This is a genomic window from Paenibacillus sp. Y916 (genome assembly GCF_056786435.1).
In genome coordinates this window covers 748,465-770,068 of sequence record NZ_JBXCJA010000002.1, presented here as the reverse complement: position 1 = coordinate 770,068, position 21,604 = coordinate 748,465, and the positions used below count along the sequence as shown (strand labels likewise).

General features: G+C 40.6%; 20 protein-coding genes. 17 read left to right on the top strand and 3 right to left on the bottom strand.

The genetic code is table 11. From position 1 onward, the window contains the following. Positions 1-124: 124 nt before the first annotated feature. From AC1TO9_RS07910 to cysI, 3 genes are all read left to right on the top strand, one after another. A complete protein-coding gene (locus AC1TO9_RS07910; protein ID WP_482058803.1) occupies positions 125-1,882 on the top strand; it encodes a methyl-accepting chemotaxis protein in 1,758 nt (585 codons plus the stop codon). A gap of 216 nt (positions 1,883-2,098) precedes the next feature. Next, positions 2,099-3,958: an assimilatory sulfite reductase (NADPH) flavoprotein subunit gene (locus AC1TO9_RS07905; protein ID WP_482054505.1), complete on the top strand. Its 1,860-nt coding sequence runs from the start codon at positions 2,099-2,101 to the stop codon at positions 3,956-3,958. Between the two features lie 35 nt (positions 3,959-3,993). Continuing rightward, complete coding sequence (gene cysI, locus AC1TO9_RS07900; RefSeq protein ID WP_482058802.1) at positions 3,994-5,721, top strand: assimilatory sulfite reductase (NADPH) hemoprotein subunit; 1,728 nt, start codon at positions 3,994-3,996, stop codon at positions 5,719-5,721. Between the two features lie 172 nt (positions 5,722-5,893). Here cysI and AC1TO9_RS07895 read toward each other — a convergent pair whose 3' ends face one another. Continuing rightward, positions 5,894-6,730 (bottom strand): patatin-like phospholipase family protein, encoded by an 837-nt coding sequence (locus tag AC1TO9_RS07895; RefSeq protein WP_482054289.1) that lies wholly within the window; start codon positions 6,728-6,730, stop codon positions 5,894-5,896. 301 nt (positions 6,731-7,031) lie between these two features. Here AC1TO9_RS07895 and AC1TO9_RS07890 point away from each other — a divergent pair, with 301 nt between their 5' ends. Further along, positions 7,032-8,231, top strand: coding sequence for a saccharopine dehydrogenase family protein (locus tag AC1TO9_RS07890; protein ID WP_482054288.1), 1,200 nt, complete (start codon positions 7,032-7,034; stop codon positions 8,229-8,231). Between the two features lie 16 nt (positions 8,232-8,247). Next, entirely contained in the window at positions 8,248-9,387 is a 1,140-nt protein-coding gene (gene nspC / locus AC1TO9_RS07885; protein ID WP_482054504.1) for a carboxynorspermidine decarboxylase, read from the top strand. Between the two features lie 90 nt (positions 9,388-9,477). Here the strand turns inward: nspC and AC1TO9_RS07880 are convergent, their stop codons facing one another. Next, entirely contained in the window at positions 9,478-10,353 is an 876-nt protein-coding gene (locus AC1TO9_RS07880) for a LysR family transcriptional regulator (RefSeq protein ID WP_482058801.1), read from the bottom strand. 251 nt (positions 10,354-10,604) lie between these two features. On the opposite strand from AC1TO9_RS07880, the gene AC1TO9_RS07875 reads away from it, so the two are divergent. From AC1TO9_RS07875 to AC1TO9_RS07855, 5 genes are all read left to right on the top strand, one after another. Further along, positions 10,605-11,558 (top strand): phosphate ABC transporter substrate-binding protein, encoded by a 954-nt coding sequence (locus tag AC1TO9_RS07875; RefSeq protein WP_482054286.1) that lies wholly within the window; start codon positions 10,605-10,607, stop codon positions 11,556-11,558. An 88-nt stretch (positions 11,559-11,646) separates the two neighbouring features. After that, positions 11,647-12,552 carry a phosphate ABC transporter permease subunit PstC gene (gene pstC, locus AC1TO9_RS07870; protein ID WP_482054285.1) on the top strand — a complete coding sequence of 302 codons (906 nt, stop codon included), beginning with the start codon at positions 11,647-11,649 and terminating at the stop codon, positions 12,550-12,552. After that, positions 12,549-13,445, top strand: a complete 897-nt coding sequence (pstA, locus tag AC1TO9_RS07865; protein ID WP_482054284.1) for a phosphate ABC transporter permease PstA — start codon at positions 12,549-12,551, stop codon at positions 13,443-13,445. Before pstC ends, pstA begins: the two co-directional genes overlap by 4 nt. A gap of 12 nt (positions 13,446-13,457) precedes the next feature. Further along, entirely contained in the window at positions 13,458-14,213 is a 756-nt protein-coding gene (gene pstB, locus AC1TO9_RS07860; protein WP_482058800.1) for a phosphate ABC transporter ATP-binding protein PstB, read from the top strand. Between the two features lie 189 nt (positions 14,214-14,402). Continuing rightward, positions 14,403-15,500, top strand: a complete 1,098-nt coding sequence (locus tag AC1TO9_RS07855; protein WP_482058799.1) for a substrate-binding domain-containing protein — start codon at positions 14,403-14,405, stop codon at positions 15,498-15,500. A 277-nt stretch (positions 15,501-15,777) separates the two neighbouring features. On the opposite strand, the gene AC1TO9_RS07850 is transcribed toward AC1TO9_RS07855, so the two are convergent. Next, a complete protein-coding gene (locus AC1TO9_RS07850) occupies positions 15,778-16,356 on the bottom strand; it encodes an XRE family transcriptional regulator (RefSeq protein WP_482054281.1) in 579 nt (192 codons plus the stop codon). A gap of 189 nt (positions 16,357-16,545) precedes the next feature. On the opposite strand from AC1TO9_RS07850, the gene AC1TO9_RS07845 reads away from it, so the two are divergent. The 7 genes from AC1TO9_RS07845 to AC1TO9_RS07815 all read left to right on the top strand — a co-directional run bounded on the left by AC1TO9_RS07845 (position 16,546) and on the right by AC1TO9_RS07815 (position 21,536). Further along, complete coding sequence (locus AC1TO9_RS07845) at positions 16,546-16,971, top strand: phage holin family protein (RefSeq protein ID WP_482054280.1); 426 nt, start codon at positions 16,546-16,548, stop codon at positions 16,969-16,971. Between the two features lie 81 nt (positions 16,972-17,052). Beyond that, a complete protein-coding gene (locus AC1TO9_RS07840; RefSeq protein WP_482054279.1) occupies positions 17,053-17,340 on the top strand; it encodes a Dabb family protein in 288 nt (95 codons plus the stop codon). Positions 17,341-17,376: 36 nt separating this feature from the next. Then, positions 17,377-17,805 (top strand): DUF86 domain-containing protein, encoded by a 429-nt coding sequence (locus AC1TO9_RS07835; protein ID WP_482058798.1) that lies wholly within the window; start codon positions 17,377-17,379, stop codon positions 17,803-17,805. A gap of 21 nt (positions 17,806-17,826) precedes the next feature. Next, entirely contained in the window at positions 17,827-18,756 is a 930-nt protein-coding gene (locus tag AC1TO9_RS07830) for a DUF4261 domain-containing protein (RefSeq protein ID WP_482054277.1), read from the top strand. 109 nt (positions 18,757-18,865) lie between these two features. Further along, positions 18,866-19,219, top strand: a complete 354-nt coding sequence (locus AC1TO9_RS07825; RefSeq protein ID WP_482054276.1) for a YtxH domain-containing protein — start codon at positions 18,866-18,868, stop codon at positions 19,217-19,219. A 178-nt stretch (positions 19,220-19,397) separates the two neighbouring features. Then, complete coding sequence (racE, locus tag AC1TO9_RS07820; protein ID WP_482054275.1) at positions 19,398-20,210, top strand: glutamate racemase; 813 nt, start codon at positions 19,398-19,400, stop codon at positions 20,208-20,210. A gap of 105 nt (positions 20,211-20,315) precedes the next feature. Further along, a complete protein-coding gene (locus tag AC1TO9_RS07815; protein ID WP_482054274.1) occupies positions 20,316-21,536 on the top strand; it encodes a M14 family zinc carboxypeptidase in 1,221 nt (406 codons plus the stop codon). Positions 21,537-21,604 lie beyond the last annotated feature (68 nt).

Sequence of the window (21,604 nt, the reverse complement as noted above, 5' to 3'; positions counted from 1 at the left end):
ACAATCATACTAATCCATTAACAATTTGCTCTTACAATCAAGAGTATAGTAAAAAAGACCTATTTAATTTAATAGGAATTATGGAGGATGATATTTTATGAAGGGAAACACCTTGCACCTTTCTATGAAATGGAAGTTGATTTTAAGCTTCTCTGCTGTTGCACTAATATTTCTAGGGGTAGCTCTTTATCAGAGTCATACAATAAAGCTTGTGCAATCTTCAATGGAAATTCAGCAAATAGAGATGGAGAAAAGAGTTACTGTTGTACAAATGACCCAACTGTTGCAAGAGTTGAATGGATTGGAAAATTCCCTCGTTCAAACTAGCGATCTCAAATATGCAGATTCTTTTAAGGAGACGTACCATAAACTTAATACGAAATTAGCTAGGGTGGATTTCTCAGAAGATACAAGGGCGTTCAAAGATTTACAAATTTTACAAAGCCAGATTAAGAAATATAGAGAAAAAATAGATGAATTAATTAGTATAGTGGAGACTCAAGGACAGGACACTCTGACGACACTTGAGGAAATGAATAACTTACATACGGAAGCACTTGCTATGAATCAAGCTATGGTTAATACGAATGAGCAATTGTATATGGCGGCAGAAGAGAATGCACTGAAGGCGGAAGATTATTCTTTTGCGTTATTACATGATACAACTTCTATTGCTACTTATGCTGCAATTCTCGTAATTGTTATGACGCTTGTTATAGCGATATTTCTAATACGCTCCTTTGTATCGCCGTTAAACAAGCTGCAATCGGCCCTCTATCAAATTTCTGAAGGTGATCTGCGCTATCAAATTAATTCTCCATATCATGACGAGCTAGGTCGCTTAAGTCATCATTTCGATCATATGGTACAGAGGGTTAGAGATATGCTTCAGCATACGCAATCTGCAGCGTCCTCGCTAGCGACTTACGCTCACTCTTTCCAGCAGTCTTCAGCGATTACGGCTCACACGAATCAGGATATTGTGAGGACTATTCAGGATATCTCTGTTGGAGCGGGACAGCAAGCTGAGCAATCCGAGCATAGTGCGAGTCTGATCGAAGAGTTAGAACGGGGAGTTCATGAAATTACGGAATATACGAAGATGATGGTATCGACAAGTGAAACCGCTAATAACAACACCCGTAAAGGGTTTGTGGCTGTCACAGACTTACGGATCGTATCACAACAATCTCGTGATTCGATCGCAAATGTATATGATGCGTTAATCAAGTTAGTGGAGCAATCGAAACAAATATCGAGAATTACCAATTCGATTACAGAAATATCAACTCAAACGAATCTGCTTTCATTAAATGCAGCTATTGAGGCAGCTCAGGCCGGAGCCTATGGAAAGGGATTTGCAGTTATTGCAGCTGAAGTGAGGAAGTTATCGGTACAAACGAAAGAATCATCTGTTCATATCGCAGCGATAATCAATGATTTACAATTGGGTATGATCGACTTTCAAAGAGATATGCTTGAGACGAAAGGGAATTTTGAGAAGCAGGATCATAAAGTAGCGGAGACTCTTTCATCATTTGAAGCTATTGACCATTCTATAGAAGAGATTAGTAGGCAGATTGGGCAGATTCACGACAAGATGGATATGACCCGGACTAATAATACCAGACTATCTGAATCGGTTCACAGCGTAGCTGCCATCGCTGAAGAAACCGCTGCAGGAGTTCAGGAAGTGAATGCTTCAAGCATGGAGCAGGACAATGCTATTAGTGATATTGCCGAACAAGCTATTAGAATTAATGAAATTTCACAAATGCTGTTTCAAGAAATTAATGTGTTCAAGATTGATGCTGAAGAAACGGATGAGTCTGATGAGTCTGATGAGACTGAAGAGGTTAATGGAGTTTTCGCCCTATTATAAGGAAAACTTATGATTCCATTGCGATACTGTGATTGGACTAATCGGTGAATCAGAAACTATAATTAAATATAAGAAAGTTATCGGAAATGGAGTGATTCTATCATAATCTCATTGACGTTATTGTCGCTTTATGATAGCTTGAAGTAATCTAATAACTAATTCATATGTGTATACTTGGTTTTAAAATGATCGTATTTCTTTGTGAGGTGGATAATGTTGCAACTTCAAGTAATGAATAGTCCTTTCAACCAAGAGCAAGTAGAACTACTCAATCGTCTCTTGCCAACACTAACGGAGACACAACAGATCTGGCTTAGTGGGTTTCTTACGGCTAGCCAAAGTGCTTCATCGCAGTTGACACCAAACGCTGTCGTGCAAGCTGCTTCAGTGGTGCCAGCAGAGCCAGCAGTGCTCAATACAAACAGTCCTGTTGCTATATCCCGAGAAGTGACTGTACTTTTCGGATCTCAGACAGGCAATTGCCAAAGATTAGCGAAGGGTCTGACGGCTAAGTTGGAAGATCAAGGATTTAAGGTTGTACTCTCATCTATGAGTAACTTCAAATCCAATAGCTTAAAGCAAGTACAGAATTTATTAATCCTCGTGAGTACCCATGGGGAAGGAGATGCGCCTGATAACGCTCTACCTTTCTATGAATTCTTACATAGTAAGCGAGCACCACAATTGAAGGACCTACAGTTCTCGGTGCTAGCTTTAGGAGATACATCCTATGAGTTCTATTGTAAAACAGGTAAGGACTTTGACATTCGTCTAGAAGAGTTAGGCGGAAACCGACTTACTCCGCGTGTTGATTGTGATGTGGATTATGATGAATCTGCGGCAGAGTGGATTGACAGTGTATTAGCTAGTTTAAGTGCAACAACAGGATCAGCTGTTGTAACAGATGCTGTAACGGCGATTGGTAACGGAAATTCAGAAGGAGAATCGACGTATTCTAGAACATCTCCCTTTAAGTCTGAAGTGCTTGAGAATTTGAATCTCAACGGTCGTGGATCAGACCGGGAGACACGTCATCTCGAACTATCTCTTGAGGGATCCAATTTGCAGTACGAACCAGGTGACTGTGTAGGTATCTTTCCAGAGAACCATGCTAGCTTAGTGGATGCACTGATCGAACAAATGGGTTGGAAGGCTGAAGAGCTCGTTCCTATTAATAAAAAAGGCGAAGAACGTCCGCTTCGTGAGGCATTACTAAGTAATCTAGAGATTACCGTGTTAACCAAGCCGTTATTGGAGCAAGCTGCGAAGCTTACCACGAACAAAGATCTGCATGAACTTCTACAGTCAGGTCATGAGCAAGAACTTAGAACTTATTTAAGCGAGCGAGATCTATTGGATTTGGTACAGGATTTCTCTCCTTGGGAAGCTTCTGCCAGTGAGTTCGTCTTGATCTTGCGGAAGATGCCTCATCGTCTGTATTCGATTGCTAGTAGTTCAAAAGCTAGCCCAGATGAGGTTCATCTTACGATCCGTACAGTTCAGTACGAATCACATGGACGTGTGCGGTACGGTGTATGTTCTACACAGTGTGCAGAACGATTAGAATCAGGTGATTCTTTGCCGATATATATTCATCAGAACCCTAATTTCAAACTTCCTGTTAACCCAGAAACACCGATTATTATGATTGGACCTGGAACGGGTGTCGCTCCCTTCCGAGCTTTCATCGAAGAGCGGGCGGAGACTGGGGCAGAAGGGAAGAATTGGTTGTTCTATGGAGATCAGCATTTCCTGACAGATTTCCTCTATCAATTGGACTTCCAACGTTGGGTTAAAGAAGGCGTCTTAACACGGATGGATGTTGCATTCTCCCGTGATACGGATCAGAAGGTGTATGTGCAACATCGTATGCTTGAGAAGAGCCAAGAGCTTTACCAATGGTTGCTGGAAGGTGCCTCGATATATATTTGTGGTGATGAGAAACATATGGCCCATGACGTTCATAACACATTGATCAAGATAGTAGAACAAGAGGGTGGCAAGAGCTACGAAGAAGCGATAGCTTACCTTGCCGATATGCAACAACAGAATCGCTATCAGCGTGACGTATATTGAGACATAAGAACGAAAGTGAAAGGAGCGAGCAATAAATGACACACAACAAAACAGCGGTTACGGTACAAGATGGTCCGCCAAGCGATGTTGAAGATATCAAGACACGGAGTCGCTACTTGCGGGGGGAACTTGTAGAAGCTCTCCAAGACGGAATCACTGGATCCATGTCTGAGGACGAGAATCGGTTGATGAAATTCCACGGTAGCTATATGCAAGATGATAGAGATTTACGGAATGAACGGCAACGGCAAAAGTTGGAGGCTGCTTACCAGTTCATGGTGCGTATACGTGCACCTGGCGGAGTCCTTACGTCTGCACAATGGTTAGAAATGGATCGACTTGCTAGAGAATATACTACTGGATCCATTCGAATTACTACTCGGCAAGCCATCCAATTCCATGGCATTCTGAAATGGAACTTGAAGAAGAGTATTCGAACGATTAACGACGCGTTACTGACTACGTTGGCTGCTTGTGGTGATGTGAACCGGAATATTATGTGTAATCCAAATCCTTATCAATCTGAGGTTCATGCGGAAGTGTATGAATGGGCAACGAAAGTCAGCGATCATCTATCTCCTCGGACTAATGCCTATCATGAGATTTGGCTTGATGGTGAGAAGGTAGTGGATACCGATAAGAATGAGGAAGAGATTGAACCGATTTACGGAAAGGTTTATTTACCGCGTAAATTCAAAATTGGTGTGGCAGTGCCACCTAACAATGATATAGATGTCTTTTCCCAAGATCTTGGCTTGATAGCCATTTATGAAGCGGGGAAACTCAAGGGATTCAACGTTGCAGTCGGTGGTGGGATGGGTATGACTTATGGTGATACACAGACGTATCCACAATTAGCCCGGGTCATTGGATTTTGCACGCCAGAACAGATCGTTGACGTGGCAGAGAAGACGGTTATGATACAGCGTGATTACGGAAATCGTTCGGTTCGTAAGTACGCCCGTTTCAAATACACGATCGATAGATACGGTATTGAGTGGTTTGTTAACGAACTTCAGGACAGACTTGGCTGGAAACTTGAGGCAGCACGACCTTATGAGTTTAAACATAATGGTGATCGTTATGGCTGGATCAAGGGAACTAACGGTAAATGGTATCTGACCCTCTATATTCAGAGTGGCCGGGTTGAGGACCAAGAAAGTTATCTGTTGATGACTGGCCTTCGAGAAATTGCCAAGATTCATACAGGAGATTTCCGACTCAGTCCGAACCAGAATCTTGTTATTGGTAATGTGACAAGTCAGAAGAAGCGTAAGATTGAAGCTTTGATTGAGGAGTATGGACTCACGGATGGATCGCATTATTCCGCATTACGAAGAAGTTCTATTTCTTGTGTATCCCTACCGACTTGTGGGATGGCTATGGCTGAAGCAGAGCGATATCTACCTTCTCTACTGGACAAGATAGAGCCTATGCTAGCGGAGGTTGGACTTAGCGAAGAGGAAATTAATATTCGTATTACGGGTTGTCCTAATGGTTGCGCTCGACCAGCTCTGGGTGAAATTGCATTTATGGGCAAGGGTCCTGGTAAATACAATATGTATCTAGGTGCAGGTTTTGCCGGTGAGCGATTGAATAAGATGTATCGAGAAAATATTGGAGAAGAAGAAATTCTATCCATATTAAAACCGATGATTCATCAGTTTGCGAAGGAACGTCAGAACGGCGAGCATTTCGGTGATTTCGTCGTCCGTGTTGGCCATGTCAAAGCGGTTAAGTCCGGAACGGACTTTCACGCCTAGACCATCGGTGGACGAGAGATAGAGATACACGGATTTGGAATAAATAATAAGACCGTACAACATACGGTCTTATTTCTTGTTTATAGTCTACCCAAGAGGGTAATGACTAGAACATAGGGAGAAATCCCGATAGTCATGATTTCGAATTTAGATAGATTTGTAATGAATTACTTCAGGCAAACAGCTTCTGAGTGTCTTTCATATGGTCGACTGCTAAGTCGTAGCCATGCAGGTAGGTTTCCCTGAGCTTATTGATATCTTTCTCAAAGCTGTTAAGAGATCGCTCAGGACGAAGAATGATAGCCTGCCCATCTTGTTCTAATTGTTCACAGAACTTCACAGTTTCATTATATCTATCGTGTCTTGTTAGTAAGACCTCCTCAAGATGGGGATATTTATTTTTAAATAACTTGCCAATCATCGCATTTTGCTTGCTGAAGTGCTTGATGTAGCCTTTCGGTTGGGTAAGTACGATAAGATGCTGTTTATTGCCATCTGCAATGGATTTACGAATGGGGATGGGGTCAGATAATCCACCGTCATAATAGTTATATCCGTTCATTTCAATGGCAGGGAAGTACATGGGAACGGCACATGAAGCTCGTAACATAGTCGATTTTTGATCAATGTGCATTCCATTCATATATTCCGGCAGTCCTGTTTGGGCGTTGGTGACACCTACTAGAAGTTGTCCGCTGTAGCTATGGAAAGCCTTCAGATCAAAGGGAAGTAACTTATTAGGGATAACATCGAATACAAAGTCTAATCCAAATAGGCTACGATTACGCAGAAAATTACGGTAACCTATATATCGTTTATCATGACGATACTTTTCCAAGATCTCTAAATTTCTTCGTTTCTGTTTGGAGATATAAGAGAATCCATTGCTGATTCCCGCGGACACACCAATACAATAAGGGAACATCAACTGCTGGTCTAGTAGCGCATCCATGACACCAGCACTGAATATGGGGCGAAGTGTTCCCCCTTCTAAAATTAAGCTTGGCACGTATTTTCACCTCTCAGATTTACTATGTAAGGATGAACATATCCTATACAACAGTTTAGCTCTAAAAATAACGAAAATCAACATTACTTACCTTATGGGCCAAATATTTCTATATCCTTAATTTAATGATTTAAAACGATGATATATGAAGAATGTTGATGAAATCTTGAGGGATTATTAACAAACTGAGTGCTTTCCATGAAAAATGATAGATTATTGTCGTTTTCATTGATTATTTGTATAATATTTTGTATAATCGTTCTTGTTGATTTTGCATATGAATTATAGGAGGTTATCAATTTTGGGAAAAGCTTTGATTATTGGCGCTGGCGGCGTTTCTAGTGTTGTTGTTCATAAATGTTGCCAGAACCCGGATGTTTTTGAAGAGATTTGCATAGCGAGTAGGACGCTTTCGAAATGCGATGCTCTAAAAAATAAATTGGCCGGAGGCCGTACGATTATTCACACGGCTCAGCTGGATGCTGATAATACTGATGAGGTAATTGAGTTGATTAAGAGTTTCGGGCCAGATGTAGTGATCAACGTGGCTCTCCCTTATCAGGACTTGACCATTATGGATGCATGCCTTGCAACAGGTGTTCATTACGTGGACACTGCTAACTATGAGCCACTGGATACGCCAAAGTTCGAATACAAATGGCAGTGGGATTACAAAGAGAGATTCGAAAAAGCAGGTATTACAGCACTACTCGGGAGTGGATTTGACCCAGGCGTGACTGGCGTTTTCGTTGCACATGCGCAAAAACATCATTTTGATGAGATTCACACGATCGATATTGTGGATGCGAATGCTGGCGATCATGGCTATGCTTTTGCAACTAATTTCAACCCTGAAATCAATATTCGTGAAATTACAGCTAAAGGCCGTTATTTTGAAAATGGAGAATGGATTGAAACAGAACCTCTTTCTGAGAAGAAGGTTTATGATCTTCCAGAAATCGGTCCGAAGGATATCTATCTTTTGTACCATGAAGAATTAGAATCTTTGGCCGTTAATATTAAAGGTGTTAAAAAAATCAGATTCTGGATGACATTCTCACAGAATTATCTAAATCATTTACGTGTGCTTGAAAATGTGGGGATGACCTCCATCGAGCCTATCATATACGAAGGTAAAGAGATCGTTCCTCTTCAATTTTTAAAGGCGATTCTGCCTGATCCTGCTTCATTGGGACCAAGAACAAAAGGGAAAACCAATATTGGCTGTATTATCCAAGGAACCAAAGACGGCAAGCCTAAATCGTACTATGTGTACAACGTTTGTGTGCATGAAGAATGTTACGCAGAAGTCGGTTCTCAAGCGATTTCATACACAACAGGAGTTCCTGCAATGATTGGTGCTATGATGATTATCAAAGGCATCTGGAAAAAGCCTGGTGTATATAATGTTGAAGAATTCGATCCAGATCCATTCATGGAAGCTTTGAACAAGCATGGATTGCCTTGGCAAGAGGATTTCTCGCCAACGCTGTTAGATTGAGGGATATAGAATGAGCATAGACATTGATATTAGTGCGCTACCGTCTCCTTGTTATATCGTAGATGAAAGACTCCTTATCAAGAATCTTGAAGTTCTGAACTCTGTTCAAGAGCGTACAGGAGCTAGCATTCTGCTTGCGTTGAAGGGATTCTCTATGTTCTCCGTATTCCCTTTGGTGGGGCAGTATTTGAAGGGTGTAACTTCGAGCTCATTATTTGAGGCCAGACTTGGTTATGAAAAAATGGGTAAAGAAGTACATGCTTATGCTCCTGCTTATATCGATGGAGAATTTGATGAACTTCTGGGCTATGTTGATCATCTTGTGTTTAATTCCTTTGATCAATGGAATAAATATAAGGATAAGGTGAAGAGTGTTCATTCGAAGAATATTGAATGTGGCATTCGTGTCAATCCTGAATATTCTGAAATTGAGACGCCACTGTATGATCCTTGTTATGATCATTCAAGACTTGGAGTGACGCTTCCCAATTTTAGACCTGAAGATCTAGAGGGGATTGACGGAATTCATTTCCACACGATGTGCGAACAAAACTCAGATACACTTGAGCGTACGGTCAAAGTGGTGGAAGAGAAGTTTGGTAAATATATCCATGGTATGAAATGGCTTAATTTAGGCGGAGGCCATCATATTACCCGACCTGATTATGATATTGAAACGCTTGTCCGCACGATTCTATATCTTAAGGATAAGTATTCAGTAGATATATATTTGGAACCGGGTGAAGCGATCGCTTTGAATACAGGATATCTGGTTGCTACAGTTCTTGATATTGTAGACAACGGGATGAACATTGCTATTCTAGATACTTCTGCTGAATGCCATATGCCTGATGTACTGGCAATGCCGTATAGACCGAATATTATAGATGCAGGCACACCGGGAGAGTATGAGCATACCTACAGACTTGGAGGCATGACCTGTCTTGCTGGAGATGTCATTGGCGACTATTCATTCAAAGAACCTTTGAAAGCCGGAGACAAGCTTGTGTTCTGTGATATGGGGCACTATACAATGGTTAAGAATCACATGTTCAATGGTGTGAATCTTCCTTCGATTGCCACATATAGCGAAGCTGATGGGATCAAAATCATTAGACAATTCAGTTATGAAGACTACAGCTCCCGTTTATCTTAAAATGTAATGAAGCATAAGTTTCAGCTCGATTAATATATTGAAGCCGTTAGGTACTTGGTTTTTACCAAGTGTTTAACGGCTTTCTTTCTTTTATAAGGTATAATTTCGAGCAAACTCCACAAACTCATTACGTAGTGAATGTTGAGTTGGATCATGTTGAAAGGCAATAACAGACTGGATCATGTCAGAGGTATCGTTTGGAATAGGAAGGCATTTAAGAACGCCAAGTTCAAGTTCCTGTTGAATGCTACGTTTGGGGAAGAACGTGATATGATGTCCAGCTTGTACGGCAAGTTTGATCGCTGCAGGGGAATCAAGCTGAATTCGTTCCCATAGGTGAATGTTATTGTTGTTAGACCATTCATGTGTAAATTGTTTGACAAAGGAACCTTCGGCATGCTGAATGAAAAATTCCATCGTAATAAGTTTAGGTTCGAGATGCTGAAGATTTGCGAAACGGTGATTAGCTCCAAATATGACTACTAATTCATCATCAAATAAAGATTCAATCGTAGTGATCTCTCCATCGGTTGGATGCTGACCACCTATTGAATGATACAAGGCAACATCGATATCACGATCACTTAATATGGTTCTGATGGTCTGAGTTGGGTTTACAATGACTTGAAGTTGAATGCCTGTATGTTGTTTAGTGAAGGCGGTAATAAGTTCAGGCAAAGGAAACGTACTAGCACCGCAGTCTGCACCTATGCGAAGAGTCCCTTTATTCAATAGTGTGTAATCCTGAACAACCTTTTTCGCTTCAGCGGCTAGTCCTGTAATTTTCAAGGCGTAGGGGTAGAGAGCTTGTCCTGCCTCAGTTAGTACCATGCGTCCTCGCTTTGATTCGAATAGGACTGCGCCCAATTCCTCTTCTAAGCTTTTCATATGGAAGGTTACGGATGGTTGTTTCATATTCATTTCTCTAGCAACATCGGTCACTCTTTTATATTTCTCTATAAGCACAAGGATCATTAATTTAATAATATTGATGTTTCTCCCACCTTAATTAAGTATGATATAGGATAGTTGATCGTCCTAATGATTCATTATAGATAAAATCTATACATAAATAAAGTTTATATGGGGATATTTATTGTTAAGTTTACAAAAGAACGATTTTTAAAAAATAATTGAGAACTATAATGAGATTGTGAGTTACGAGAAACCAACTCATCATAACGAATTTAGATATAAATAGGAGGAGAAATTAACGAATGAATTTCAAAAAGCCATTTCTTATGTTGGGATCACTAGCACTAGTTATTGCACTAGCAGCATGTGGTACAAACAATGCAACGAACAACGGAGCGAATCAAGGGGCAGCAAATACTACAGAGACAGAAACAAAGAAAGAAGAAGTTCTAAGTGGATCTATTCTTGCAGTTGGGTCAACAGCATTACAACCATTGGTTGAACAAGTAGGGCAGAAGTTTATGGCTGATGCAAGATATTCGAAAGTAGCAGTACAAGTACAAGGTGGCGGTAGCGGAACAGGGCTTACGCAAGTATCTGGCGGACAAGCGGATATTGGTAACTCCGACGTATTTGCTGAAGAGAAGCTAAAAGACGCTGATGCGGATAAGGCGAAGGAATTGGTAGATCATCAGGTAGCAGTTGTTTCTATGGCTACGGTAGCTCATAAAGAAATCGGTGTTGATAGCTTGAATCAGCAACAGCTAGTAGATATTTTCTCAGGTAAAATTACGAACTGGAGCGAAATTGGTGGAATTGATCAAAAGATTGTTATCATTAACCGTCCAAGTAGCTCAGGGACACGTAGTACTTTTGAGAAATATGCACTTGGTACGAAGGTTGAAGATATTCCAAACTCCATTCTAGAAGAATCATCAGGTAACGTTCGTAAGCTCGTTGCAGAAACACCAGGTGGCATTGGTTACCTAGCATTATCCTATCTAAATGACTCCATTAAAACCATTCAATACGATGGCGTTGAAGCTACAGTAGAGAACGTAAAATCAGGTGATTATCCAGTGTGGGCTTATCAGCACATGTATACAAAGGGTGAGCCTAACGAAGTAGTAAAAGCCTTCCTAGATTATATGGTTTCAGATGAAGTTCAAAACGGAGACGTTGTTGAACTGGGGTATATCCCAGCTTCCCAAATGCAAGTAACTCGTGATGTAGATGGCAACGTTACTAAGAAATAATAAAAGAGTTTTACATGGGATTAGTTAATATTACCAAAAGAGGCGGACTTATCTGCCTCTATTTTCACTTTAAGAAAGTAGGACAACTATGAAAGCGAAAAATCCACCTCCTGTTCTAATTAAAAAACATCATTTGGAAGACTGGATTGGTCGTATTTACACGACCTTTTGTGTATCTCTTCTAGTTATCATTATTGTGTCTATGATTTATTTCGTGGCATCTAAAGGGCTTGCGACCTTTATTAAAGATGGAGTAAATATTGGTGATTTCTTGTTTGGAACCAAATGGAGTCCGAGTGCGGATAATCCACTATATGGAGCCTTGCCATTTATTGCAGGATCTTTCGCAACCTCTATTCTAGCAGCATTAATTGCTAGTCCATTAAGCATATGTGCATCTTTATTTATGACTGAAATTGTTCCAGGGTGGGGTAAAAGGATTCTTCAACCCGTGATTGAGCTGCTTGCTGGAATCCCATCAGTTGTGTATGGTTTCGTGGGCTTATCTGTGATCGTTCCGTTCTTTCGTGATGTATTCCCAGGACAAGGAATTGGGATAGCAGCGGGTGCACTAGTACTCTCCATTATGATACTTCCAACGATCACCAGTATTACAACGGATGCACTTACTTCACTTCCCAAAGGGTTGAAGGAATCATCATTTGCCCTTGGTGCTACACGTTGGCAGACGATTTCTGGAGTTGTTATACCAACAGTTCTGCCTTCTATACTTACTGGGGTAGTCTTAGGGATGGCACGCGCGTTTGGTGAAGCGCTAGCTGTTCAGATGGTTATTGGGAATGCGCCTCATGTTCCTACCTCATTGTTCCAATCAGCTTCAACACTTACGAGTATTATTACGTTGAATATGGGTAACACAGTTGGTGGTTCAATCGAGAATAATGCTTTATGGAGTATGGCTCTTGCTCTTATGGTCATGACATTCATATTCGTAATCATTGTAAGAGTATTGGAAAGGAGACATCGGACATGAAACCAAAAACAGCTGATAAAATTGCTACTGGGGTAATTGTCACCTGCTCCTTGATCATTGTTGCTGTATTAATCGCTTTGCTGGGATATATTCTATTCCGTGGACTAAGTCATATTAGTTGGTCATTCTTAACATCCGTTCCACAGACGATCAGAGAAGGTGGGGGGATTGGACCGCAATTATTCAACTCACTATTCTTACTTGTTCTTACATTACTTATTACCATCCCACTAGGTCTAGGAGCAGGAATTTACATGGCGGAATATGCGAAGCCGGGTAAAGTTACAGGCACGATTCGTCTCGTTGTTGAAGTGCTGTCTTCTTTTCCATCCATCGTGGTCGGTTTATTCGGTTTATTGCTTATTGTAAATACATTCGGCTTTGGTTTCTCACTCTTCTCAGGTGCGCTAGTACTGACCATTTTCAATCTACCTCTTATGGTACGTGTTACAGAGCAAGCTTTCAGAGGAGTTGCTAAGGAGCAGAAGGAAGCTGGACTTGCACTTGGTTTATCGAAGTGGAAGATTATCACATCCATTCTTCTTCCAGTTGCTTTGCCGAGTCTTGTAACGGGTACCGTCCTTGCAGCTGGTAGAGTGTTCGGTGAGGCGGCAGCACTTCTGTTCACGGCAGGGATGTCCACACCGAGACTTGACTTTACGGATTGGAATCCACTCAGTCCGACATCACCGATTAATCCATTCCGTCCAGCAGAAACACTGGCAGTTCATATCTGGAAAATAAATAGTGAAGGACTTGCACCAGATGCAATTCAGATTGCTGCGGGAGCTTCGGCGGTGCTCGTAATCCTTGTATTAGTATTCAATTTGCTCGCTAGATGGCTTGGAAGAGTAGTATATCGATTCTTTACAGCTTCTAAAGTTATGGAATAGGGGTACAATAATATGAAAACATCCTTTCGAACCGAGAAACTTAGTGTCTTTTACGGAAGTTACGAAGCAGTAAAAGGTATTGATATGAATTTTCCTGAACAAAGTGTAACAGCTTTAATCGGTCCTTCTGGCTGCGGGAAATCTACGTTTCTACGTTCCTTAAACCGTATGAATGATGAAATTGTCGGTTCCAGAATTCAAGGTAAAATTTGGATTGGTGATGAAGATATCAATTCACCGAGTACTGACGTTATTGAATTAAGACAAAGAATTGGGATGGTATGGCAGCGTCCTAACCCTTTTTATAAATCTATTTATGAGAACATTGCCTTTGGACCGAAATATCATGGAATTAAAAATAAACAACAATTAGATGAAATCGTTGAAGGCAGCTTGAGGAAAGCAGCGCTATGGGATGAAGTGAAGGATCGCTTGAAGCAATCTGCTCTGTCTCTATCTGGAGGTCAGCAGCAACGACTTTGTATTGCCCGAGCACTTTCTGTCAATCCTAAAATTCTATTGCTAGATGAACCTGCATCAGCACTGGATCCTGTGTCGACAGCTAAAGTAGAAGAACTGATTGTGGAATTGAAGAAAGAGTTGACTATTGTTATAGTCACACATAATATGCAGCAGGCGGCAAGAATATCTGACTATACCGCATATTTCTATTTGGGAACATTGATGGAATATGATGCTACAGATATCATATTCACCAATCCATCCAATCCAAAGACTCAGGATTATATAACAGGTCGATTCGGATAATGGGGTGCTATAGTAAGAAACAATAAAGAACCGCGAATCTTGAGCATAAAGATTCACGGTTTTTAATTATTTCAATAATGGTAATAAAGTGAACAACGTTGTACGTACAACCCTTCCCTATCTTATAATATTGTACGATTTAGAATTTAACATTTAACATTGGATATCACTGTTCTAACGGAGGAATACATGATCGCAAAATATAAGCAAGTGAAGCAAGAGATTCTATTCTGGATCCATTCATCTAAACTTTTGCCAGGAAGCCAACTACCTTCAGAGAATGAGATTTCTAAACAGTATAAAGTTAGCCGTCAAACGGTGAGACAGGCTATTGGTGAATTGGTGCAGGAAGGATGGCTATATCGTATTCAAGGTAAAGGAACGTTCGTATCTAACGAACCGGGTGTTAAGTTAGTCAGTAACAGTACTCAGACTATCGGCGTCATTACAACTTATATATCAGATTACATATTCCCATTAATCGTACAAGGCATTGAGAGTGAGTTAAGTAGCCGAGGATATCGCCTTGTACTATCTAGTACGGATAATGATCGAGGCAAGGAACGAGAGTGTCTTGAGATGATGCTTGATCAATCCCTCAGTGGACTTATTATAGAGCCGACAAAAAGTGGAGAACGCAATCCGAATCTCAGCTATTTCTTGACGCTGGAGAACAGGAGAATTCCGTACGTTATGCTTAATGCTGCGTATGAAGAAATGAATTCACCCTGCTTACGTGTGGACGATGAACGTGGTGGCTTCCTTGCAGCTGAGCACCTAATTTCATTAGGACATCGAAGATTAGCAGGCTTCTTCAAAACAGATAATAAGCAAGGCATCCTTCGAATGAAGGGATTTATCGCCGCGCACCATAAATACAATGTATCGATATCCCCTTCTTCTGTATTCACGTATACGACAGAGGAGAAGAATGATACACCCATTGAACAAGCTAAGCAGTTATTGAGTCAATCTGTTGAGGACAGACCGACAGGATGGGTCACGTATAACGATCAATTGGCAGTAACTTTACTTGATACAGTCCGTTCTGCGGGGTTATCTGTACCTGGCGATTTATCAATTGTAGGATTTGATGATTCATTCTTGGCAACAGCCACTGAGGTAAAGCTGACAACGATAAGTCATCCGAAGCAGGAACTGGGAATTAGAGCTGCGGAATGGGTCATCTCTATGATTGAAGGGAAATCAGAGTTACCTGAGGATAGTCAAATGATTTACATGCCCGAGTTAGTTATTCGAGAATCAACGGCGATGCCTAGACAATGAAGCGGCCTTGTTGTCAGACCTACGCCATCTAGACACAATTGAGAGTCCTTACTGATTCTAGGAAAGGGCTTTTTTGGTATTACAAAAAAGGTTGGAATACTTGTACGTACAAGTGTGTAATGGACCTAATAAATTGAATGAGAAGGGAGATATCGTTGAAGGAGCAAGCAGAGGTATAAGCATCCTTTAAATAGACGGAATAGCCGTTTCTTCTGCGTACAGAATGTATAAAGCTCGGAGGACTGTGATGGAATCCAGTCTCCCGAGCTTTATGTGATTACAACACGCAGTCTGCAAATAGAATTGACTTAGGGATTCGGAAAAAGTCTTCTGCTTTTTGTTGGAATGATATGGACGGTAGCGTTCCTTGATGTAACCATTTACGGAATGTGCCCGGATGAACTTCAATCCATCTACTCACATCACTAACCGAAAGATCATAAACCATACAAAGCCCGGTAAGAATATGGTTGCTAACAGGAGAACGAGTTATCGTTCTGCGCATAAATTTCGAATGGGTAGGCTGGCAAATGATAGGACTCTGTTCAAGGAGAGTTTCGTTAAATAAAATATGTCTAGGGTATCCTAAATACTGACATACATTCTCCATGTTCTTCTTGCCGGGAATTCTTCCTTCATATACCCAGGCACTTACGCTTCGAGATGATATTGAAAGTTCCTCAGCCAATGTAGACAGTTTGATGTCTTTTACCATCAGAATAGCGAGCAGTACACGATTGCGTATTTGACAGCGAGTGGGTTTGCGGAAACGTTTCACGCGAACACCTTTTCCTAAATACTTCCGATTGATCAGAGCCCAGGCCTGAATCGAGTGTTTCTCTAGTTGTATAGGCATAATTCCTCCGATAATTTTAATTAAATATATTATTCTGTGTGTTGTTTAGAGTTCAATAATAACACTAATCATCCTCAATTCACAATTAGACTAACTCTATGGATCTATAAGAATGATAGTATACGCCAACGCATTCTTGCATCTCCGGCATATGATAGTGTATGTGGGATGTTATGGAGGGTGGTTTAGATGAATATATATTGGCTTAAAGGAATGAGCGGAATTGTTGGAACTATCCTTGCATTTTCGTTTGGCGGCTGGACTCAAGTACTTAGTGTTTTCTTAATTATTATTATTATTGATTATATCACAGGAGTGCTAGCGGCTATTAAGACTAGAAGTGGACTCAATAGCAAAATTGGATTTTGGGGATTAACTAGAAAAGCATTGATGTTCCTTGTTATTTTAATAGCACATCAAATAGACCTTCTCATAGGTAATGAAATCGAAGCAGTGAAGAGTGGTGTGATTTACTTTTATATGGCAAATGAACTCATATCTATTACCGAGAATTATGGTAGATTAGGATTACCACTTCCAAACCAAATAACGAGATTGATAGCAGTACTGAAAAATAAGGATAAGCAAGATGAGGATAGTAATAAGAAGTTATAAATGACAAGCTTCTTCCCGAAAGTCATGTGTTATGTTATATTTTTGATAAACCTATTTCTTTAAGATGATAAGGAGTATTCCATGATAAAACATATTGTATTGTTTAAATTAAAAGATAGTTCTCCTGATAGTATCAATAGAACGGCGGATGTACTGCGAGATATGAAGGGTAAAATACCTCAACTTATATCCATAGAAGTCGGGATCGATGTTATTCGTTCTGATAGATCTTACGATATTTCACTTATTACGGAAGTAGAGTCATTAGAAGCACTACAAGCCTATCAAGTTCATCCGGTACATCAGGCAGTGATTCAACATATGAACGAATTTAAAGAAAGTTCTATCGCTGTAGACTATGAGTTATAGGAAGCAAATGCTAACAAATTTCATGGGGGTCAGGCTGTGTATTATGTCAATAGAGAACAGATTGAGATTCGCTTGCATGCCATTCCTGAGATTGTAAAGGGTCTGCAAATCGTGGCAGACCAATGGGATGGAGGTCTCATCTTGGGTTTTTCTCAAGAGAGAGCTTTACATTTAGCCATTGAAGTAGTAACAGATATTGGTAGCTACCTTATTGATGGTTTTATTATGCGAGACGCCAGCAGTTACCAAGATATTCTAGATATTACACACGAAGAGAAAGTATTTAATAGTACGGTGCATGCGGCCCTGGTTTCATTAGTGCAGCTCCGTAAACCATTGGTACAGAATTATTACGAATGGGACCGATCTTCTCTTCACCCTCTTACACAGGCCCTTCCAACGATTTTGAATGAATTCTCTGTTTCTGTAAGAGATTATTTAGATCAGGAATTAGGGACATCGTGATAATAAAGGAGCGAGTATTGAATGACTTCTGAAATAGAAATGAAGAACAAGGATAATCAAGAAACGAAAGATAATGATCTTTCGGGCTTTGCGCCTGTGTATATCATTGAATTTCTGTATGATCAAGCACCTATTGTATCCATAGAGAAACTTCGTACAGCTATTGAAAAATATACAGGGAAAGTGAAAGTGTCAGATGCAAATGTAGAATTACCTTCACCTTTTGCCAATGTATCGGCTGAGTCTGGGGAAGGGGCAGCTAAACCACATGTTTTCTTTCATGTGGATCATAAAGTATCTTTCGATGATGTAGAAGTGCATGCCCAAAGTTGTATTTATGAACCTCGTCCTATTCAAGATTACAAACGTTTCGAACGTGGATTACAACAAAGTTTTCATTGGCAGGACGTTCATAAGATAGTGAACACCTGCAAATATAGTCTGCGTATCCATGATTTATTTACGGCAGGATTGCCTTATAAGGAACGTTTCGAACTTATATTAGGTATCGTCCATGCCATTCAAGAAACAGCACCATGTAAGGCTATGTATTGGCATGGAAGTGAGAAATTTGTCCAGCCCAATACATATTTGGAAGCTGTTGAGATGGGAGAGAAGTTGTACGGTGCGGTGAATCTACGCCTATATAATACAGCCAAAGACAAGGTACTGATTATGGATACCCTTGGATTATCATCTCTAGGAATTCCTGATTTACAATGTCATTTCTATGACATGGATCCAAGTGAGGTCGCACGTGATCTACTTGTGATTTCCAAGTATTTATATGATCAGGGGGATATTATTCGTGATGGGGAATCCATTGGAACTTCAGCTGACAAAGCCTATCTATGTGAGCATCAGCATGCACTAGTCGTTCCGGAACGTTATGTTCTTGATCTAAATCCTGGGCCTAAGCATGATGCGAGACAATTTAAGCAGGATGAATAAATGATTATAGTTATCAGCTTGTCCAGTGTGTCAAGTCAAGCTCCTTCTGATTATAATGCATTAAGAAATAGGCATTCGCCCGATTTTAGTTATGAAGAAGGAGAGATGAATGATGAAGGACAATGATAAAAGCTTCTTATGGGGAGCATTGGTAGGAAGTTTACTCGGATCTATCACAGCACTACTGTTAGCACCGAAACAAGGGTCTGAATTACGTAAAGACATTGCCGACACAACCCGTCAAGTAAGTAATAAGACGCAGGAACTGGTAAGTGCAGCTAGTGAACAGGGTGTAAATATTTATGGCATAGTGAAGGGAAAGGCGACTGACATTGCTCAGGATATTCAATCGTGGCGTCAATGCAAGAATGAAGATTCCGATGAGAAGCTTGCAGTTTCATCTATTCTTGAGAATCCAGAATCAGATGAATTTAATATCAATGTAGATGATGAGTTGATCTAACCTTAACCTGAAGAGCGGGCCTTATCCTGAATGATGGGATGTGAGGTCTTTTTTTCTGTAATGATATATCTTGAAGGACGAATTGAACTAGAGTAATATTTAGGTACATTATTATTTCCTTGGACATATAGTAACACAGTGGGAAATAGAAATTGACATAGAAGGAAGCGGTGTGTTCGTGCAACATGCAATTGCGATATTGGACTCAGGAGTTGGAGGACTAACTGTAGCAAGAGAAGTTATGAGGCAACTCCCGAGAGAGAAAATTATATATTTTGGGGATACTGCTCGTACGCCGTATGGATCGCGGTCATCTGAGCAAGTTAGAGTATTTACAGAACAGATTGTTGACTTTCTTATTCAGTTTGAACCGAAGATGATCGTAATCGCCTGTAATACAGCAACAGCAGCAGCACTAACTTATATTTCGGAAAAGGTTACGATCCCGGTGATCGGTGTTATTCATCCGGGAGCTCGAGCGGCGATCAGTGCTACTAAGACTGGTGAGGTTGGTGTGATCGGTACGGTTGGTACGATTGGAAGCGGAGCTTATACGGCTGCATTACAAGAACTCTCTCCGTACGTCAATGTAACAAGTGAGGCGTGCCCACTGCTTGTGCCACTCGTGGAGCAGGGGTTATTTCGTTCTGAAGCGACCACACATATTGTGGAACAGTCATTGGAGAATATACGTAACACAAATATTGATTGTCTTATTCTTGGTTGTACACATTATCCGTTCCTAATGGAAACGATTCAAGAGGTTATTGGGGACAGAGTCAAATTGATTAGCTCAGCCGATGAGACAGCAAGAGAAATCAGTACGATATTATATGACAAAGGTCAACTTGCTAAAAATGATGAATCACCGGTTCATCATTTTGTCTGTAGCGGGGACGGCGAAATATTCAAGGGAATTGCGAAGCAATGGCTAGGTGAGCAGATACAAAGGACACCTGTCATCTGGCAAGTTTCTAAGTTTGATGACTAAAGATAAAATTAGATAGCATGAAGTACACTAATATAGGCATACAATCTAACCACTCATTCTTTGTTGTTGCGGTTAAATATGAAGTCCGCAGAAAAGGAGGTTTGTATGCTGCAATATATTGTTCGTAAGGGAGATACACTTGCGCGCATCGCCGCCAAGAAAGGTCTTAAGCTTGAGAATATTGTATATGCGAATCCGTGGTCCTCTGATCAACCTTATCTTATTCCCGGGCAAATACTATTTCTTCCTTCTACACCTCGGCGTAGATATGAAATACAGTCAGGAGATACATTGGAAAGAGTTGCAGTACAATTCTCTGTTAATGAACAGACTCTAGAAGAGATGAACCCAGGCATCTCACATGATCGATTTCCAACGGGACTTGTCCTAGTACTTCCTTCACTGGAATCTAAATGTATCGTTGAGCTGCAAGGTGAGTATGGATACAAGGAAATGACAGAAGATATGGAAGAATTATTGGGTAAATATAAGTTTATCGAGGCGAAGGAAATAGGTCATAGTGTTATGGGTAAATCACTCGTTATGTTGAAAATAGGGAAAGGTAAAAGACAAATACATGTCAATGCTTCTATTCATGCAAACGAGTGGATTACCACATTATGTTTGATGACATTTATCGAAGAGTACGCTAAGGCATATGATAGCGAGCGAATGTGGAATGGCTACAATCCGCAAGAGTGGTTTCAACATTGTACCCTTTGGTTGTTGCCTATGGCTAATCCTGATGGTGTAGAATTAGTTCAAGAAGGTGTTACACACGAACATCCGCATGCTCAGCAACTATTGGATTATAATAACCAACGAATAGATTTTAGACATTGGAAATCTAATATTCGAGGTGTAGATCTTGGAGATCAATTTCCTGCACATTGGGAGGAAGAGGGAGAGCGGAGGGGCATAAACTCTCCTTCACCACGTGATTATGGTGGAGCGTATTCACTTAGTGAGCCGGAAGCAGAAGCACTTGCTACGTTTACGCTTGATATAGCTCCGGATGCTGTTATTTCGCTACACAGTCAAGGTCAAGAGATTTATTGGAATTACCGAGACTTTGAGCCAGAAGAAAGCGAAAAAATAAGTGTTAGACTAGCTCAAGTTAGTGGATATCGAGCTGTTAAATTACAGGGAAGTGACGCAGGATATAAAGATTGGTTCATTCAACAATTTAAACGACCTGGATTTACGGTGGAGATAGGTCAAGGGGTGAACCCTCTTCCGACGCAACATTATCGAAATATGAGTCTTGAAGTCGGAATGATTATTGGTGAATTAATGAAATTATTAAAAATGGATGTAACATATTAGTGGAAAAGCCGTATGATATTCCAGAGGGGGTTGACCGCTCAATAGGGTTCAATGACTTTTTGAACAAC

What these genes read in the sequence shown, in the direction of transcription:
- AC1TO9_RS07850 (WP_482054281.1), bottom strand. Translation starts at nt 16,356, where the DNA reads ATGCCTATACAACTAGAGAAACACTCGATTCAGGCCTGGGCTCTGATC.
- AC1TO9_RS07825 (WP_482054276.1), top strand. Translation starts at nt 18,866, where the DNA reads ATGATGAAGGACAATGATAAAAGCTTCTTATGGGGAGCATTGGTAGGA.
- pstA (WP_482054284.1), top strand. Translation starts at nt 12,549, where the DNA reads ATGAAACCAAAAACAGCTGATAAAATTGCTACTGGGGTAATTGTCACC.
- pstB (WP_482058800.1), top strand. Translation starts at nt 13,458, where the DNA reads ATGAAAACATCCTTTCGAACCGAGAAACTTAGTGTCTTTTACGGAAGT.
- AC1TO9_RS07910 (WP_482058803.1), top strand. Translation starts at nt 125, where the DNA reads ATGAAATGGAAGTTGATTTTAAGCTTCTCTGCTGTTGCACTAATATTT.
- pstC (WP_482054285.1), top strand. Translation starts at nt 11,647, where the DNA reads ATGAAAGCGAAAAATCCACCTCCTGTTCTAATTAAAAAACATCATTTG.
- AC1TO9_RS07845 (WP_482054280.1), top strand. Translation starts at nt 16,546, where the DNA reads ATGAATATATATTGGCTTAAAGGAATGAGCGGAATTGTTGGAACTATC.
- AC1TO9_RS07815 (WP_482054274.1), top strand. Translation starts at nt 20,316, where the DNA reads ATGCTGCAATATATTGTTCGTAAGGGAGATACACTTGCGCGCATCGCC.
- cysI (WP_482058802.1), top strand. Translation starts at nt 3,994, where the DNA reads ATGACACACAACAAAACAGCGGTTACGGTACAAGATGGTCCGCCAAGC.
- AC1TO9_RS07855 (WP_482058799.1), top strand. Translation starts at nt 14,403, where the DNA reads ATGATCGCAAAATATAAGCAAGTGAAGCAAGAGATTCTATTCTGGATC.
- AC1TO9_RS07840 (WP_482054279.1), top strand. Translation starts at nt 17,053, where the DNA reads ATGATAAAACATATTGTATTGTTTAAATTAAAAGATAGTTCTCCTGAT.
- AC1TO9_RS07830 (WP_482054277.1), top strand. Translation starts at nt 17,827, where the DNA reads ATGACTTCTGAAATAGAAATGAAGAACAAGGATAATCAAGAAACGAAA.
- AC1TO9_RS07875 (WP_482054286.1), top strand. Translation starts at nt 10,605, where the DNA reads ATGAATTTCAAAAAGCCATTTCTTATGTTGGGATCACTAGCACTAGTT.